Annotated in this window: 12 protein-coding genes; 7 read left to right on the top strand and 5 right to left on the bottom strand. The window is 68.4% G+C overall.

The genetic code is table 11. The annotated features are described in order from the left end of the window. Positions 1-9: 9 nt before the first annotated feature. The 3 genes from BXA00_RS26755 to BXA00_RS26745 are packed head-to-tail and all read left to right on the top strand — an operon-like array spanning position 10 to position 2,885. Entirely contained in the window at positions 10-618 is a 609-nt protein-coding gene (locus tag BXA00_RS26755; protein ID WP_076521388.1) for a cysteine hydrolase family protein, read from the top strand. Then, entirely contained in the window at positions 615-2,012 is a 1,398-nt protein-coding gene (locus BXA00_RS26750; protein WP_076521387.1) for an FAD-dependent oxidoreductase, read from the top strand. The genes BXA00_RS26755 and BXA00_RS26750 overlap by 4 nt, the downstream gene beginning before the upstream one ends. 9 nt (positions 2,013-2,021) lie before the next feature. Beyond that, complete coding sequence (locus BXA00_RS26745) at positions 2,022-2,885, top strand: oxaloacetate decarboxylase (RefSeq protein ID WP_076521386.1); 864 nt, start codon at positions 2,022-2,024, stop codon at positions 2,883-2,885. Positions 2,886-2,951: 66 nt separating this feature from the next. Here BXA00_RS26745 and BXA00_RS26740 read toward each other — a convergent pair whose 3' ends face one another. After that, on the bottom strand, positions 2,952-3,572 hold the full coding sequence (locus BXA00_RS26740) for a chorismate lyase (protein ID WP_076521385.1): 621 nt from the start codon (positions 3,570-3,572) through the stop codon (positions 2,952-2,954). Positions 3,573-3,664: 92 nt separating this feature from the next. On the opposite strand from BXA00_RS26740, the gene BXA00_RS26735 reads away from it, so the two are divergent. Then, entirely contained in the window at positions 3,665-4,396 is a 732-nt protein-coding gene (locus BXA00_RS26735; RefSeq protein ID WP_076521384.1) for a pseudouridine synthase, read from the top strand. A gap of 93 nt (positions 4,397-4,489) precedes the next feature. Here the strand turns inward: BXA00_RS26735 and BXA00_RS26730 are convergent, their stop codons facing one another. After that, positions 4,490-5,401, bottom strand: a complete 912-nt coding sequence (locus BXA00_RS26730; RefSeq protein ID WP_076521383.1) for a LysR family transcriptional regulator — start codon at positions 5,399-5,401, stop codon at positions 4,490-4,492. A gap of 338 nt (positions 5,402-5,739) precedes the next feature. Between BXA00_RS26730 and BXA00_RS26725 the strand changes: the two genes are divergently transcribed. The 3 genes from BXA00_RS26725 to adeC are packed head-to-tail and all read left to right on the top strand — an operon-like array spanning position 5,740 to position 11,653. Further along, complete coding sequence (locus BXA00_RS26725; protein ID WP_076521382.1) at positions 5,740-6,954, top strand: efflux RND transporter periplasmic adaptor subunit; 1,215 nt, start codon at positions 5,740-5,742, stop codon at positions 6,952-6,954. 14 nt (positions 6,955-6,968) lie between these two features. Next, positions 6,969-10,148 (top strand): efflux RND transporter permease subunit, encoded by a 3,180-nt coding sequence (locus BXA00_RS26720; RefSeq protein WP_076521381.1) that lies wholly within the window; start codon positions 6,969-6,971, stop codon positions 10,146-10,148. Further along, positions 10,148-11,653 carry an AdeC/AdeK/OprM family multidrug efflux complex outer membrane factor gene (adeC, locus tag BXA00_RS26715; RefSeq protein ID WP_076521380.1) on the top strand — a complete coding sequence of 502 codons (1,506 nt, stop codon included), beginning with the start codon at positions 10,148-10,150 and terminating at the stop codon, positions 11,651-11,653. Before BXA00_RS26720 ends, adeC begins: the two co-directional genes overlap by 1 nt. A gap of 100 nt (positions 11,654-11,753) precedes the next feature. On the opposite strand, the gene BXA00_RS26710 is transcribed toward adeC, so the two are convergent. From BXA00_RS26710 to BXA00_RS26700, 3 genes are all read right to left on the bottom strand, one after another. Beyond that, positions 11,754-12,005 (bottom strand): GlsB/YeaQ/YmgE family stress response membrane protein, encoded by a 252-nt coding sequence (locus BXA00_RS26710; RefSeq protein ID WP_076521379.1) that lies wholly within the window; start codon positions 12,003-12,005, stop codon positions 11,754-11,756. Between the two features lie 121 nt (positions 12,006-12,126). Continuing rightward, entirely contained in the window at positions 12,127-12,741 is a 615-nt protein-coding gene (locus BXA00_RS26705; RefSeq protein ID WP_076521378.1) for an SCO family protein, read from the bottom strand. Positions 12,742-12,934: 193 nt separating this feature from the next. Further along, the gene (locus BXA00_RS26700; RefSeq protein ID WP_076521377.1) at positions 12,935-15,001 is read right to left on the bottom strand and encodes a M3 family metallopeptidase; all 2,067 of its coding nucleotides are present in this window, start codon (positions 14,999-15,001) and stop codon (positions 12,935-12,937) included. Positions 15,002-15,143 lie beyond the last annotated feature (142 nt).

Raw genomic sequence — 15,143 nt, 5'->3', positions numbered from 1 at the left:
GAGCGGACCATGCATTCCTTCGATCCCCGCACGACCGCGCTGGTCATCATCGACCTGCAGAACGACTTCCTGGCGCCGGGCGGCGCCTATGACCGCGGCGGCGCGGTCAGCCCACAGGCGCGGGCGCTGCCGGCGCGCGTGGCGCCGGTGGCCCGCGCGCTCAAGGCGCAGGGCGGCTTCGTGGCCGCCAGCCAGTTCACGCTGTGGCCCGACGCGCACGGCGAGCCCATGATCTCGCCGCATCTCAAGCAGTTGCGGCCGTTTCTTCGCAAGGGCGATTTCGTGGCCGGCTCGCCGGGCCAGGCCAATGTGGCCGAGCTGGACGGGCTGGTCGACGTGTCGGTCTGGAAGGTCGCGTATTCGGCATTCTTCAACACGCAGCTCGACTGGGTGCTGCGGCGCGCGGGCATCTCCAGCGTCGTGGTGGCCGGCATCGTCACCAACGGCGGGGTCGCCAGCACGGTGCGCGACGCCCACATGCGCGACTACCACGTGACGGTGCTAGCCGACGGCTGCGCCGCGCCCACGCCCGCCATGCACGATGCCGCGCTGGCGGACCTGCGCACGGTGGCCGACGTGGTGTCGTGCCAGGACCTGCTGGACAGGCTGGCGCCGTGAGCGCGCCGGTCGTCAGAAGCGGCGCGGCGCCCGGCGCGGACGCGATGCACGTGCCGGTGGTCATCATCGGCGCGGGCGCATGCGGCCTGACCGCCGCGCTGCGGCTGGCCAGCGCCGGCATCGAGACGGTGCTGATCGAACGCGACGCGGCGCCCAGCGGCTCGACGGCGCTGTCCTCGGGCTTCATTCCCGCGGCCGGTTCCGCGGTGCAGCGCGCCGCCGGCATCGAGGACGACGCGGCGCGCTTTGCCGCCGACATCCAGGCCAAGGCGGGGGGCACGGCCTCGCCCGAACTGGTGGCCGCCTACACGGGCGCCGCCGCCGCGGCCATGGACGCGCTGGCGCGGCACGGCCTGCGGTTCGAAGTGCTGGACGGCTTTCTGTACCCGGGCCACACCGCGCGGCGCATGCACACGCTGCCCGAACGCACGGGCGCGGCGCTGGTGGCGGCCCTGGAACGCGCGGCCACCGAAGCGGGCGCCTATCTGCTGACGCGCGCGCTGGCCCGCGAACTCTGGACCGACGCCGAGGGCCGCGTGACCGCCGTGGGCTGCGAACGTCCGGACGGCTCGGTCGACGTGATCGGGTGCGACGCGCTGATCCTGGCCTGCAACGGCTTCGGCGGCAATGCCGCGATGGTGGGCCAGTACCTGCCCGCCATGCGCGAGGCGGTCTATGGCGGCCACGTCGGCAACGACGGCAGCGCCATCCAGTGGGGCACGCAGCTTGGCGCCCGGCTGGCCGACCTGGGCGGCTACCAGGGCCACGGCTCGTGGGCCACGCCCCAGGGCGCCTTGATCTCCTGGGCCGTGATGATGGACGGCGGCGTGCAGATCAACCGCGACGGCCGGCGCTTTCACGACGAGACCCACGGGTATTCCGAGGCGGCGGTCCATGTGCTGGCGCAGCCGGGCTCGGTGGCCTGGAATGTCTTTGACGACCGCACCCTGGCGCTGGCGCGCGGGTTCCCCGATTTCGTGCAGGCCGAGGCGGGCCACGCGCTCAAGACCTGCGCCGACGTGACGGCGCTGGCCGCCCTGATCGGCTGCGATCCGGACGTGCTGCGCCAGACGCTGGACGCGGTCCGGCCGGACGGACAGGACCCGCTGGGCCGCCGCTTTGAACGGACGCTGCAGGCGCCGTATCACGCGGTCAAGGTCACCGGCGCGCTCTTTCACACGCAGGGCGGACTGGATATCGACGCGCATTGCCGCGTCCTGGACACCGCGGGTCGGGCGCTGCCCAACCTGCTGGCCGCGGGCGGTGCTGCCCGCGGCGTTTCGGGCAACGACGTGTCGGGCTACCTGTCCGGCAACGGCTTGCTCAGTGCGGTCGCGGGCGGCCATATCGCCGCGGCGACCGCGGCGGCGCTGCTTGGGCGCCGCCTGGATTAGGAACACACGATGCAGACACAGAACCTGAAAGCGCAATTGGCGGCCGGCCCGGTGCTGGCCCCCGGCGTCTACGACGCGCTGTCCGCGCTGGTGGCCGAGCAGGCGGGCTTTTCCGCGCTGTACCTGTCGGGCGCGTCCATCGCCTACACGCGGCTGGGCCGCTCGGACGTCGGGCTGACCACGTATTCCGAGGTCGAGGACACGCTGGCCCGCATCGCCGAGCGCGTGTCGGCCGCCGTCATCGTCGATGCCGACACGGGCTTTGGCAACGCGCTGAACACGCAACGCACGGTGCGCGGCTTCGAGCGCGCCGGGGCGGCGATGATCCAGCTCGAAGACCAGACCTTTCCCAAACGCTGCGGCCACCTGGACGGCAAATCGGTGATTCCGGCCGCCGAAATGTGCGGCAAGCTGCGCGCCGCCGTCGACGCCCGCGTCAGCGCGTCCACGCTGATCCTGGCGCGCACCGACGCCCTGGCGTCCGAGGGTCTGGAAGCGGCGCTGGACCGCGCCGAATCCTATCTGGAGGCCGGGGCGGACGCGCTCTTCATCGAAGCCCTGCGCACGCCGGACCAGATGCGCGCGGCCTGCGACCGCTTCGCGGCGCGCGTGCCGCTGCTGGCCAATATGGTCGAGGGCGGCAAGACGCCGGTGCAGGGCGCGCAGGCGCTGTCCGAGCTGGGGTTTCGCATCGTCATCTTCCCGGGCGGCACCGCGCGCGCCGTCGCGCACACGCTGCAGGGGTATTACGGCAGCCTGCGCGAGCACGGCACGACGGGGCCGTGGAAGGACCGGATGCTGGACTTCGATGGGCTGAATGACGTGATCGGGACGCCCGAGCTGCTGGAACAGGGGCGGCGCTACGAGGGCTGAACGCCCGCGCCGGGCCGGGCGGCCGACCGCCGGGAGATCCCGGCCTTCGCCGCGGCGGCGCCCGCGTCAGCGCGGCGTACGCTGGTGCGGCACGAGCGGCGGCACGGGCTGGCCGGCTATCAGATCCCAGAAGCCCGGCAGGAACGCCTCGGCCACCAGCAAGGGCTGGCCCTGGCGCCAGAACACCGAGCGGCGCGCCCAGATGCGGCCGGCCTCCCGGGCGTGCCGTTCGGGCGCCAGCGCGCCCGAGGCGGTGGCGTAAAACGGCACGGGCGAGGCCAGGCGGCGGCAGGCAAAGGGCGACCGGATGACGGTGCTGTCGTGATACAGCATGTCGGCCAGCGGCCGGGTCAGCAGGCGGCGCATGCCTTGCCAGGCGCCGTGCGAGGCCGTCAGCGGGGTCAGGCTGCGTGCCGGCACGCTGTCCACGCCGTTCACCGACATCAGCACCTCGCGCACCCATACGGGCGAACCCGGGGCGATATGCATCGCGCGCGCCTCGTCGTCCGGGGCGCCGTCGGCGTACTCGGCCAGCACCCGCAGCCGCACCTGGCCGACCTGGCGCAGGCCCGCGGTGAGCGCGCCCGGACGGAACAGCCAGTGTCGTTGGGCAGGGGACAGAATGGCCGGGGCGTGCGCCAGCCAGCCGGCGGCGAGAGGGGGGCGATGGGCTGCGGGTGTCGTCATGGCTGCGTATTATGCCAAGCCCCGGGGGGCGGCCGTCTGCGTCGCAGTGCCGCAGGGCGGGGCGCACAAGCCCTGCGCATACAATACGGCCCATGGAAAAAGTACGTATCTCCAAGCTCATGTCCGAGCGCGGACTCTGTTCCCGCCGCGAGGCGGACAGCTATATCGAGCGCGGCTGGGTCCGCGTCGACGGCGTCGTCGTGTCCGAACTGGGCGCGCGGGCCTATCCCGACCAGGTCATCACCCTGGAGCGCGCCGCGCATGCGCGCCAGACGTCCCGCGTCACCATCCTGATCAACAAGCCGGTCGGCTATGTGTCCGGCCAGGCCGAAAAGGGCTACACGCCCGCCGTGGCCCTGATCGACGCGCGCTCGCGCTTCGCCGGAGACCGCGCGCCCCAGCGCTTTGAACGCGCGCACCTGGACGGGCTGGCGGTGGCGGGACGCCTGGACATCGATTCGCAGGGCCTGCTGGTGCTCACGCAGGACGGCCGCGTCGCCAAGCAATTGATCGGCGAGGATTCCACGATCGACAAGGAATACCTGGTCCGCGTGCAGGGCGACCTGTCCGACAACGGCCTGGCCCTGCTCAATCATGGGCTGTCGCTGGACGGCAAGGCGCTCAAGCCGGCGCAGGTGCGTTGGCAGAACCACGACCAGTTGCGTTTCGTGCTGCGAGAAGGCAAGAAGCGCCAGATCCGCCGCATGTGCGAACTGGTCGGGCTGAAGGTGGTGGGCCTGAAGCGCGTGCGCATCGGCCGCGTGGCCCTGGGCGACCTGCCGCTGGGCCAATGGCGCTACCTGCGCGAGGACGAATCGTTCTGAGCCGGCGTCTGACACGACCCCAGGCTCAGGCATTGGTCATTTCTCCCGACATCTGATGTCGGCGGCTTCTGGATTTTTCAGTCGGTTTCGGGCTCAGACGGACCGCATGAAAACAGGCGTATCCTTCGCCTGCCAGTGACTGCCCAGCCGCTCCATCAGGAACTCGATGAAGATCCGCGTCTTGGCGGGCAGCAGCCGCGTCTCGGTGACGGCATGGACCGGAAACGGCCCTAGCTGCCAGTCCGGCAACACGCGCTGCAACTGGCCGGATTGCTGCTCCGCCAACTGACCGCCGACCAGCACCGCGATGCCCGCGCCCAGCATGGCCAGGCGCCGCGCCATGGCGACGCCGTTCACGGAAAACCGATTACCCGGCGTGAACTCGATGTGCTGCTGGCCGTTGGTCAGCGGCCAGCGCGTCACGCGGCCGGCGCCTTCCGCGCGGAACTCGATGCACTCGTGACGGGTCAAGTCGCTGGGATGCTTCGGTTCGCCGTGCTTTTCCAGGTACTCGCGCGAGGCGTACAGGTAGGCGGGCAGCATGCCCAGCAGTCGTGCAATCTGGGTCGAATCGGGCAGGTCGCCGATTTCGATCGACACATCGCAGGTCTGGAACACGCGCGAGGCGTGGTCCGGATTGGCGAGGTCAAGGAAAAACGTCACATCGGGATAGCGCCGGGAAAACTCCATGAATGACTCTGCCAGGAAGTCCGTGCCGAAGTCCGCGGGCATGTTCACCCGCAGCGGCCCGGTCGGCGTATCGACCAGCTTCTGCAGTTCTTCATGGGCGATCTGCGCCTCGGCCACGATGCGCTGGCAGCGCTCGAAATACAGCCGGCCGGCATCGGTGAGCTCCACTTTGCGCGTGGTGCGGCTCAGCAGCCGCAGCCCCACCGATCGCTCCAATTCGGCCACCTGGCGAGACAAGGTCGACTTCGGCACGCCCAGCGTTGCCGCAGCGCGGCTAAAACTGTGCGTCTTGGCCACCTCGACGAAGAGTTCCATACCCTGTAGGCGTTTCATGTCGGCATTTTGTCACAGTGGGGGGAGTTCCAGATTGTCCCATAAATGGAATGATGTTTTCTCAACATGCCCCTTTGTTTCTAAAGCGGGATAACTCAGAATGCGAGTTCTGCAATGCAGCAATGCGATAAGTAAGTGTCCAGCCTTGCGTGTTCAACGCGACTCCACCAAAGCCGAGCCACGCGGTCCGCGTCAAAGCGGTCTGAAGGGCTGATGTTCTTCGCAGGATCGCCCCAACTGATCAGGCCCGTCCAGGGCAACCGGGCACGCGGCGCATGCGCCGCGTGGGGCTACTTTTATTGAAATCGGGAATGCAATCTATGAATAAGAAAAGCGCTATGTGGCGCGGCGCGGCTGTTTTTGCGCTGACGGCATCGGCTCTCACACTGGCCGCTTGCGGCAAGAAGCAAGAGGCGCCCCAGGCGGGCAAGCCGCAAGTGACGGTCGTCACGTTGGCGACGCAACCCGTTTCCCTCACCACCGAACTGCCGGGCCGCACGTCGCCATTCCGTGTGGCGGAAGTGCGTCCGCAGGTCAACGGCATCGTCCAGAAGCGTCTCTTCACCGAGGGCGGCGAGGTCAAGGCCGGGCAGCAGCTCTATCAAATCGATCCCGCCCTCTACCAGGCCGATTTCGACAGCCAGAAGGCCGCGCTGGCGCGGGCCCAGGCCCAGCAAAAGACGGCGGCCCTCCTGGCCGAGCGCTACAAGCCGCTGGTTGCGACCCGCGCGGTCAGCCAGCAGACCTACGACAACGCCGTCGCCTCGCGCGACCAGGCGGCCGCCGACGTGCTGGCGGCCAAGGCGGCGCTCGATACGGCGCGCATCAACCTGGTCTACACCAAGGTGCTGTCGCCGATCGCCGGCATCATCGGCCGCTCGGCGGTCACCGAAGGCGCGCTGGTCACGGCCAACCAGACCAACGCATTGGCTGCGGTGCAGCAAATCGACCCGATCTACGTCGACGTCACCCAGTCCAGCGTCCAGCTCCTGCGCCTGCAGGATGCCCTGGCCAGCGGCCAGTTGAAGAAGGCGGACGGCGAGCAGGCCGCGCTGGTCACGCTGACCCTGGAAGACGGCTCGCAATACAAAGAGACCGGCAAGCTCCAGTTCTCGGAAGTGACCGTGGACCAGGGCACGGGCTCGATCACGCTGCGCGCGGTGTTCCCCAATCCGGACCGCCGCCTCTTGCCGGGCATGTTCGTGCGCGCGCGCCTGGCCGATGGCGTCGCCGCCGACGGCCTGCTGGTGCCGCAACGCGGCGTGACCCGCAACCAGCGCGGTCTGCCGACGGCGCTGGTGGTCAATGCCAAGAACCAGGTCGAACTGCGTGACCTGAAGACCGATCGCGCCATCGGCGACAAGTGGCTCGTCACCGAGGGCCTGGCCGCCGGCGACCGGGTCATCGTGGAAGGCCTGCAGATGGTCCGTCCCGGCGTCGAAGTCGTCGCCACCGAGGCCAGCGCCCAGGCGCAGCAGCAGCCGCAGCAGCAGGCCGCCAATGGCGCGGCCAACGCCGCGCCGGCCAAGCAGTAATCAGGGAGCCATGCATGGCAAAGTTTTTTATCGACAGGCCGGTATTTGCCTGGGTGATCGCGATCGTGCTGATGATGGCCGGCGCGCTGTCCATCCTGCAGTTGCCGGTCGCCCAGTACCCCAACATCGCCCCGCCCGCCATCGGCATCGCGGTGACCTACCCGGGCGCGTCCGCGCAGACCGTGCAGGACACCGTGGTGCAGGTGATCGAACAGCAGATGAACGGCCTTGACGGCCTGCAGTACATCTCGTCGGAAAGCAACTCCGACGGCAGCATGTCCATCACGCTGACCTTCAAGCAGGGCACCAACCCCGACACCGCCCAGGTGCAGGTCCAGAACAAGCTGTCGTTGGCGCAGCCGCTCCTGCCGCAGGAAGTGCAGCAGCAGGGCATCCGCGTCACCAAGGCCACCAAGAACTTCCTGATCGTGGCGGGCTTCGTGTCCACCGACGGCACGATGACCAAGGACGACCTGGCCGACTACGTCGCGTCCTACATCCAGGATCCCATCAGCCGCACGCAGGGCGTGGGCGACTTCCAGCTGTTCGGCTCGCAGTACGCGATGCGCATCTGGCTGGACCCGGCCAAGCTCGTCAATTACGGGCTGACCACGGTCGACGTCACCACCGCGATCAAGGAGCAGAACGTCCAGGTGTCCTCCGGGCAGCTGGGCGGCCTGCCGTCCGTGCGCGGCCAGCAGCTCAATGCCACCATCATCGGGCCGTCGCGCCTGGAAACGGCCGAGGACTTCGGCCGCATCCTGCTCAAGGTCAACACCGACGGCTCGCAGGTGCGCCTGGCCGATGTCGCCACGATCGAACTCGGCGGCCAGACCTACGCCATCGACAGCTTCTACAACGGCAAGCCCGCCGCGGGCCTGGCGATCAAGCTGGCGCCGGGCGCCAATGCGCTGGACACGGCGCAGGCGGTGCGTGACACCATCAACAACCTGAAGCCGTATTTCCCGCCGGGCATGGACGTCGTCTATCCGTACGACACGACGCCGTTCGTCAGCCTGTCGATCCATGAAGTGTTCAAGACGCTGGTCGAGGCCATCATCCTGGTGTTCCTGGTGATGTATCTCTTCCTGCAGAACTTCCGCGCCACGCTCATCCCCACGCTGGCCGTGCCGGTGGTGCTGCTGGGCACGTTCGGCGTGCTGGCGGCGTTCGGCTTTTCCATCAACACCCTGACCATGTTCGGGATGGTGCTGGCCATCGGCCTCCTGGTGGACGATGCCATCGTGGTCGTGGAAAACGTCGAGCGGGTCATGGCCGAGGAAGGGCTATCCCCCAAGCAGGCCACCCGCAAGTCCATGACCCAGATCACCGGCGCGCTGATCGGCATCGCCATGGTGCTGGCCGCCGTGTTCATCCCCATGGCGTTCTTCGGCGGCTCCACGGGCGTGATCTACCGCCAGTTCTCCATCACCATCGTGTCGTCCATGGTGCTGTCGGTGATCGTGGCCATCGTCTTCACGCCGGCCCTGTGCGCGACCATGCTCAAGCCCATCCCCAAGGGCCATCATGGCGCCAAGAAGGGCTTTTTCGGCTGGTTCAACCGCACGTTCGAGCGCAGCAGCAACGGCTATGCCAACACCGTGGCGCGCGGCCTGAACCGCACCAAGCGGCTGATGGTGGTGTATCTGGCGCTGGTCATCGCGATGGGCTGGATGTTCACGCGCATCCCGACCGCGTTCCTGCCGGCCGAAGACCAGGGCATCCTGTTTGCCCAGATCCAGACGCCCGCCGGCACCACCGCCGAAGGCACCAAGGCCGTCATCGACGACGCGACCAACTACCTGCTGACCGAGGAAAAGGACGCGGTCACGTCGGTGTTCGCGGTCAACGGCTTCAACTTCGGCGGCCGCGGCCAGAACGCGTCCATCCTGTTCATCAAGCTGCGCGACTGGGAAGAACGCGGCGACGCCAGCCTGAAGGCCGGCGCCGTGGCGGCGCGCGCCAACGCCCACTTCGCCAAGACTGAGCGCCGCGCGCAGATGTTCGTCGTGCCGCCGCCCTCCGTGATGGAACTGGGCAACGTTACCGGCTTTGACTTCCAGCTCATGGACCGCGCCGGCGTGGGCCACGAAAAGCTGCTTGCCGCGCGCAACCAGTTGCTGGGCGAAGCGGCCAAGAGTCCGGTGCTGGTGGGCGTGCGCCCCAACGGCATCGAAGACGCGCCGCAGTACCAGCTGGACATCGACCGCGAAAAGGCGCGCGCCCTGGGCGTGGCCGTCTCGGACATCAACAGCACGCTCGCCACCGCATGGGGTTCGTCGTACGTCAACGACTTCATCGACCGCGGCCGCGTGAAGAAGGTGTTCGCGCAGGGCGAGGCCTCCTCGCGCATGCTGCCGGAAGACCTGAACAAGTGGTACGTGCGCAATAGCGCCGGCGACATGGTGCCGTTCTCGGCCTTCTCCAAGGCGACCTGGAGCTTCGGCCCCCAAAAGCTGAACCGCTACAACGGCGTGCCGTCCTACAACATCCAGGGCCAGGCGGCGCCGGGCTACAGCTCGGGCGCGGCGATGGAGGAAATGGAACGCCTGGCGGCCAAGCTGCCCGTGGGCGTCGGTTTCGAATGGACCGGCCTGTCGTTCGAAGAACGCCTGTCCGGCGCCCAGGCGCCCGCGCTGTACGCGATCTCGCTGATCGTCGTGTTCCTGTGCCTGGCGGCGCTCTATGAAAGCTGGACCATTCCGTCCGCGGTCATGCTGGTGGTGCCGCTGGGGATCATCGGGGCGCTGCTTGCCACGATGCTGCGGGGCCTGTCCAACGACGTGTACTTCCAGGTGGGGCTCTTGACGACCATCGGGTTGGCGGCCAAGAACGCCATCCTGATCGTGGAGTTTGCCAAGGAGCACTACGAGGCGGGCGCCAGCCTGACGGAATCGGCCATCCACGCCGCGCGCCAGCGCCTGCGTCCCATCCTGATGACGTCCCTGGCGTTCATCCTGGGCGTGACCCCGCTGGCCATTTCGTCCGGCGCGGGGTCGGGCAGCCAGAACGCCATCGGCACGGGCGTGATCGGCGGCATGCTGACCGGCACCTTCCTGGCCATCTTCTTCGTCCCGGCCTTCTTCGTGATCATGCTGCGCGTGTTCAAGGTCAAGCGCATGAGCGAAAACGTCGACAAGCACGACACCAGCGCCAAGGCCGCGCACGACGTGCCGGCGGAGGGTCAACCGTAATGAAACTCCAGATGAGAACCTTGCTGTCTGTATCCCTGGCGGCGGCCCTCGCGGGCTGCTCGCTGGCCCCCACGTATGAGCGTCCCGACGCGCCCATCGACGCGGCCTATCCCACGGGCGCCGCCTACAACGCAGCCCAGGTGGCCGCGCCGGGCGGACGGGCGGTGGCCGACATCGGCTGGCGCGACTTCTTCGGCGATCCGCTGCTGCAACAGCTCATCGAGCAATCGCTCGCCAACAACCGCGACCTGCGCGTGGCGGCGCTGAACGTCGAGGCGGCGCGCGCGCAGTACCGCATCCAGCGCGCAGACCTTGCGCCCAGCATCGGCGTGGCGGGGCAGAACTCGGCCCAGCGCACGCCGGCCGACCTGTCGCCCAGCGGCCAGGCCAGCACCAGCCACAGCTATCAGGTCGGCGCCGCGATGTCCGCGTGGGAACTCGACCTCTTCGGCCGCATCCGCAGCCTGAGCGAGCAGGCGCTGGAATCCTACCTGGCGCTGGACGAGACCCGCACGGCCACGCAGCTCACGCTGATCGCCGAGGTCGCCAACGCCTACCTGACGCTGCGCGCGGACCAGGAACTGCTGAGCCTGACGCGCGAAACGCTCAAGAGCCAGGAAGATTCCTACCAGCTCACCAAGCAGAGCTACGACCAGGGCCTGTCCACGGCGCTGGACCTGAGCCAGGCCGAAGTGTCGCTGCGCACGGCCCAGCGCAACCTGTCGCAATACACGCGCCAGGCGGCGCAGGACCGCAACGCGCTGGTGCTGCTGGTGGGCCAGCCCCTGTCTCCCGAGATGACGGCGGCGCTGGACGGCGCGACCACGCTGGAAGACGGCATGCTGCCGACCGCGCTGCCCGCCGGCCTGCCGTCGGACCTGCTGGCGCGCCGCCCGGACATCCGCGCGGCCGAACATCAGCTCAAGGGCGCCAACGCCAACATCGGCGCGGCGCGCGCGGCGTTCTTTCCGACCATCAGCCTGACCGGCTCGGCGGGCACCGCCAGCGCCAGCCTGGGCGGCCTGTTCGAGGGCGGTTCGGGGGCGTGGAGTTTCGTGCCCCAGATCACAGTGCCGATCTTCGCGGGCGGCTCGCTGCTGGCGGGGCTGGATCTGGCGAAGGTGCAGAAGAACATCCAGGTGGCGCAGTACGAGAAAGCCATCCAGACGGGATTCCGCGAAGTCGCCGATGCGCTGGCGGGCCGCGGCACGCTGGACGAGCAGATCCAGGCCCAGCGCCTGCTCGTGGACGCCAACCAGCGCGCCTACGACGCCTCTGAGCAACGTTTTCGCCAGGGCATCGACGACTACCTGAGCGTGCTGGATTCGCAGCGCTCGCTGTACTCGTCGCAACAGGCGCTGGTGGACACGCGCCTGGCGCGCCTGTCCAACCTGGTCACGCTGTACAAGGTGCTGGGGGGCGGCTGGACCGAGCGCACCGAGGCAAATGCCGGGCTGCCGGCGACGCCGGTGACGCCAACCGCGCCGGCTGCGACTGCGGGGTGATCCCCGGCGCTTGGTGCGCAGGCAACAAAGCGCGCAAGCAACAAAAAACGGGCCGATCGCAAAGATCGGCCCGTTTTTTTTGTCCGCCTGGCGGCGGACTTCAGGTGCGCTTCTTGGCGATCAGGCCCACCACGAACAGCACGATGATCGCGCCCACGACGGATGCGATCCAGCCTGCGGGCTCGCCGGGTTGATACCAGCCGAGCGACTGGCCCAGGAAACCGGCGACGACGGCGCCGACGATGCCCAGAATGGTGGTCATGATGATCCCCATGTTCTGGTCCCCGGGCATGATGGCGCGGGCGATCAGGCCCACGATGAACCCGACGATGATCATGATGATGATGCTCATGCGCGTACTCCTGTTAGGGAAAAAAGGGGGCGATGTGGCCTGATGATACCCACGCCCCGCGCGCCGTCGCTGTAACAACTGGTGTGCAGACCCTGCCGGGGGCGGCCCGCGCCGAGCCCGGTCAGGAGGTGAGGTCGATGAGCTGGCGCACGTCCTTGGTCAGCGCCTCGATGCTGTCGGTGTCCGACGCCAGCAGGCGCGCATGGCCGTCCTTGTCGAAAATGTACACGCCACGGCTGTGCGTCACTTCGTACATGTCGGCGTCGTCGCCGGGGCGGGGCTTTTCGATCTGGTAGGCCACGCGGTAGCGGCGCGCCAGGTCGGCGATCTGCCGTTCGTCGCCGGTCACGCCGATGGCGTTGTTGTTGAAGGCATTGACGTAGGCCTGCAGGATGTCCGGCGTGTCGCGGTGCGGATCCACGCTGACGAAGAGGATGCGCACGTCCTTGGCCTTGTCGCCCAGGTTCTGCAGCACCGCGGTCAGCTGCGCCATGGTCGTGGGGCAGATGTCCGGGCAACTGGCGTAGCCGAAAAACAGCAGCACCGTCTTGCCCTTGAGGTCTTCGCTGCTGACCGTCTTGCCGCCCGCGCCGGGCAGCGAGAACTTCAGGTCCGGCAGATGCCCCTTTACGTTATAGAGCGTCCAGTCCACGTTCCTGTCGCCGCAGGCGGCGAGAAACACACACAAGGCCAACAGCAGTCCGCGAAAGGCGCGGCCGGTAATCAGGTGTCGCATGGGTCCAGTAGCCGGAAAGGGGTAAACCTCCCGGATTCTACCCGCTGGGGTCCACGCTAGCGCAGCGGGCGGCGCGTCGGCTTGTGCGGGCGCAAGGGCCGGTCGAAAAAACGGCCCGCGCGGGGGCGGGCCGTATCAGGCGGTGTCTGACACTGCCGACCGCCGTCAGCAGTCAGCGGTCAGCAGTCAGTCGTCAGCCCGCCGTCATGCCGCTGTGGCGCAGCAGCGCGTCGATGCGTGGCGCGCGGCCGCGGAACGCGGCGAAGGACTCGGCCGCCGGGCGTGAGCCGCCCACGGCCAGCACTTCGCGGCGGAAACGCGCGCCGGTTTCCGGGTCCAGCGTGCCCAGGGCGTTGCCGGCCTGTTTTGCGGCGGCCTCCTCGAAGGCCTCGTAGGCGTCGGCCGACAGCACTTCGGCCCACTTGTAGCTGTAGTAGCCCGCGCCATAGCCGCCCGCGAACAGGTGCGAAAAAGCATGCGGCAGGCGATGCCAGGCGGGCGGGAACAGCACCGCCACTTCCTGGCGCACTTCCTGCAGCAGCGCCAGCACTTCGGAAATCGACGCGCCCTTGCTGCGGTCGTGCATCAGCATGTCAAAGAGGGCGAATTCGATCTGGCGCACGGTCTGCATGCCGCTCTGGTAGTTGCGCGCGGCAACGAGGCGGTCGTAGAGCGCGCGCGGCAGCGGCTCGCCAGTGTCCACATGCGCCGACAGCTTCTGCACCACGGCCCATTCCCAGCAGAAGTTCTCCATGAACTGCGAGGGCAGCTCGATGGCATCCCACTCCACGCTGGCGAACGCGGCGGCGCCGGGCTCGTCGACTTCGGACAGCAGCGCATGCAGGGCGTGGCCGGTTTCATGGAAGAGGGTGATCACGTCGTCGTGCGTCAGCACGGCCGGACGGTCACCGTTGGGGCGCGAGAAATTGCACGTCAGGTAGGCGATGGGCGTCTGCACCTTGCCGGCCACGGCGCGGCGCGTGCGTTCGCTGTCCACCCAGGCGCCGTTCTGCTTGCCGGCGCGCGCGTACAGGTCCAGGTACAGGTGGCCGATGAGCGCGCCGTCGGGGCTTTCCACCCGCACGCCGCGCACGTCGCCATGCCATGAGGACACGGGCGTTTCCGCCAGGCGCACGCCGAACAGGGTCTCGATGACCTCGAACAGGCCCGCCAGGACGCGCGGCTCGGTGAAGTACTGCTTGACCTCGTCTTCCGAGTACGCGTAGCGGGACTCGCGCAGGCGCTCGGAGGCGTACGCCACGTCCCAGGGCTGCAGGCTGTCCAGGCCCAGCTCGCCGGTCGCGTAGGCCGTCAGTTCGGCCAGATCGCGCTGCGCAAAGGGCTTGGCGCGCGCGGCCAGATCGCGCAGGAAGACGGTGACTTCCTTGGCGTCGCGGGCCATGCGCGTCTGCAGGCGCAGCGCGGCAAAGGTGCCCAGGCCCAGCAGGCCGGATTCCTCGGCGCGCAGCGCCAGCAGTTCTTCGATCAGCGGGGAGTTGTCGAATTTGGCGTCGCCCTGTTCGGACGCGACCGTGCCGTAGCCGCGGTACAGCGCCTCGCGCAGCGAGCGGTCCTGCGCGTACTGCATGACGGGCAGGTAGCAGGGCATCTTCAGCGTGAGCTTCCAGCCAGCCTTGCCGTCTTCCTCGGCGGCGGCGCGGGCCGCGGCGCGCACGTCAGCCGGGATACCGGCCAGGCGGCCTTCGTCTTCGACGAACAGCGACCAGGCGTCGATGGAATCGAGCACGTTTTCCGAGAATTTCTGCGACGCCTGGGCTTCGCGGTCGGAGATCGCGGCGTAGCGTTCGCGGTCCGCGCCTTGCAGTTCGACGCCGCTCAGGCGGAAATCGCGCAGGGCCATTTCCACGATGCGGCGGCGCACCGGCGTCCAGGACGCGAAATCGGGGGCGGCGGCCAGGCGCTGGTATTGCTTGTACAGGCCTTCGTGCAGCCCGACCCAGGTCGAGAATTCGGTGACCAGCGGCAGCGCGGCGTTATAGGCTTCGCGCAGCTCGGGCGTGTTGACGACGGCGTTCAGGTGGCCGGCCACCGACCAGGCGCGCCAGAGCCGTTCGGAGGCGGTGTCCAGCGGCTCCACCACGGCCTCCCAGGTGGGCGCGAGCGCGGGATCGGCGGCCTGGTCGACGGCCTGGCGGGCGATGCCCAGCAGTTCCTCGACGGCAGGCACGATATGCCCGGGCTTGACGGCCGCGTAATCGACCAGTTCGGAAACGGGAGCGAGCAGGGGGTTCTGGGTCATGGTGTTACCGGCTTGAATGATGGCGGGCGGCGCGGTCGGCGCGCCGGCGAAGGAGATAAGGATCAGGTAGGGGCGGACCGCCCGAATGCAAGGTCGCAATCATTCTGACAGCGCCCCGCGGGAAAGGTGCCGGCGGACCGCC

This window comes from Achromobacter sp. MFA1 R4, from assembly GCF_900156745.1.
In the GTDB taxonomy this organism is placed as follows: domain Bacteria; phylum Pseudomonadota; class Gammaproteobacteria; order Burkholderiales; family Burkholderiaceae_B; genus Achromobacter.
The sequence above is the reverse complement of the archived record's forward strand: the minus strand, read 5'-3'. Positions and strand labels throughout refer to the sequence as shown.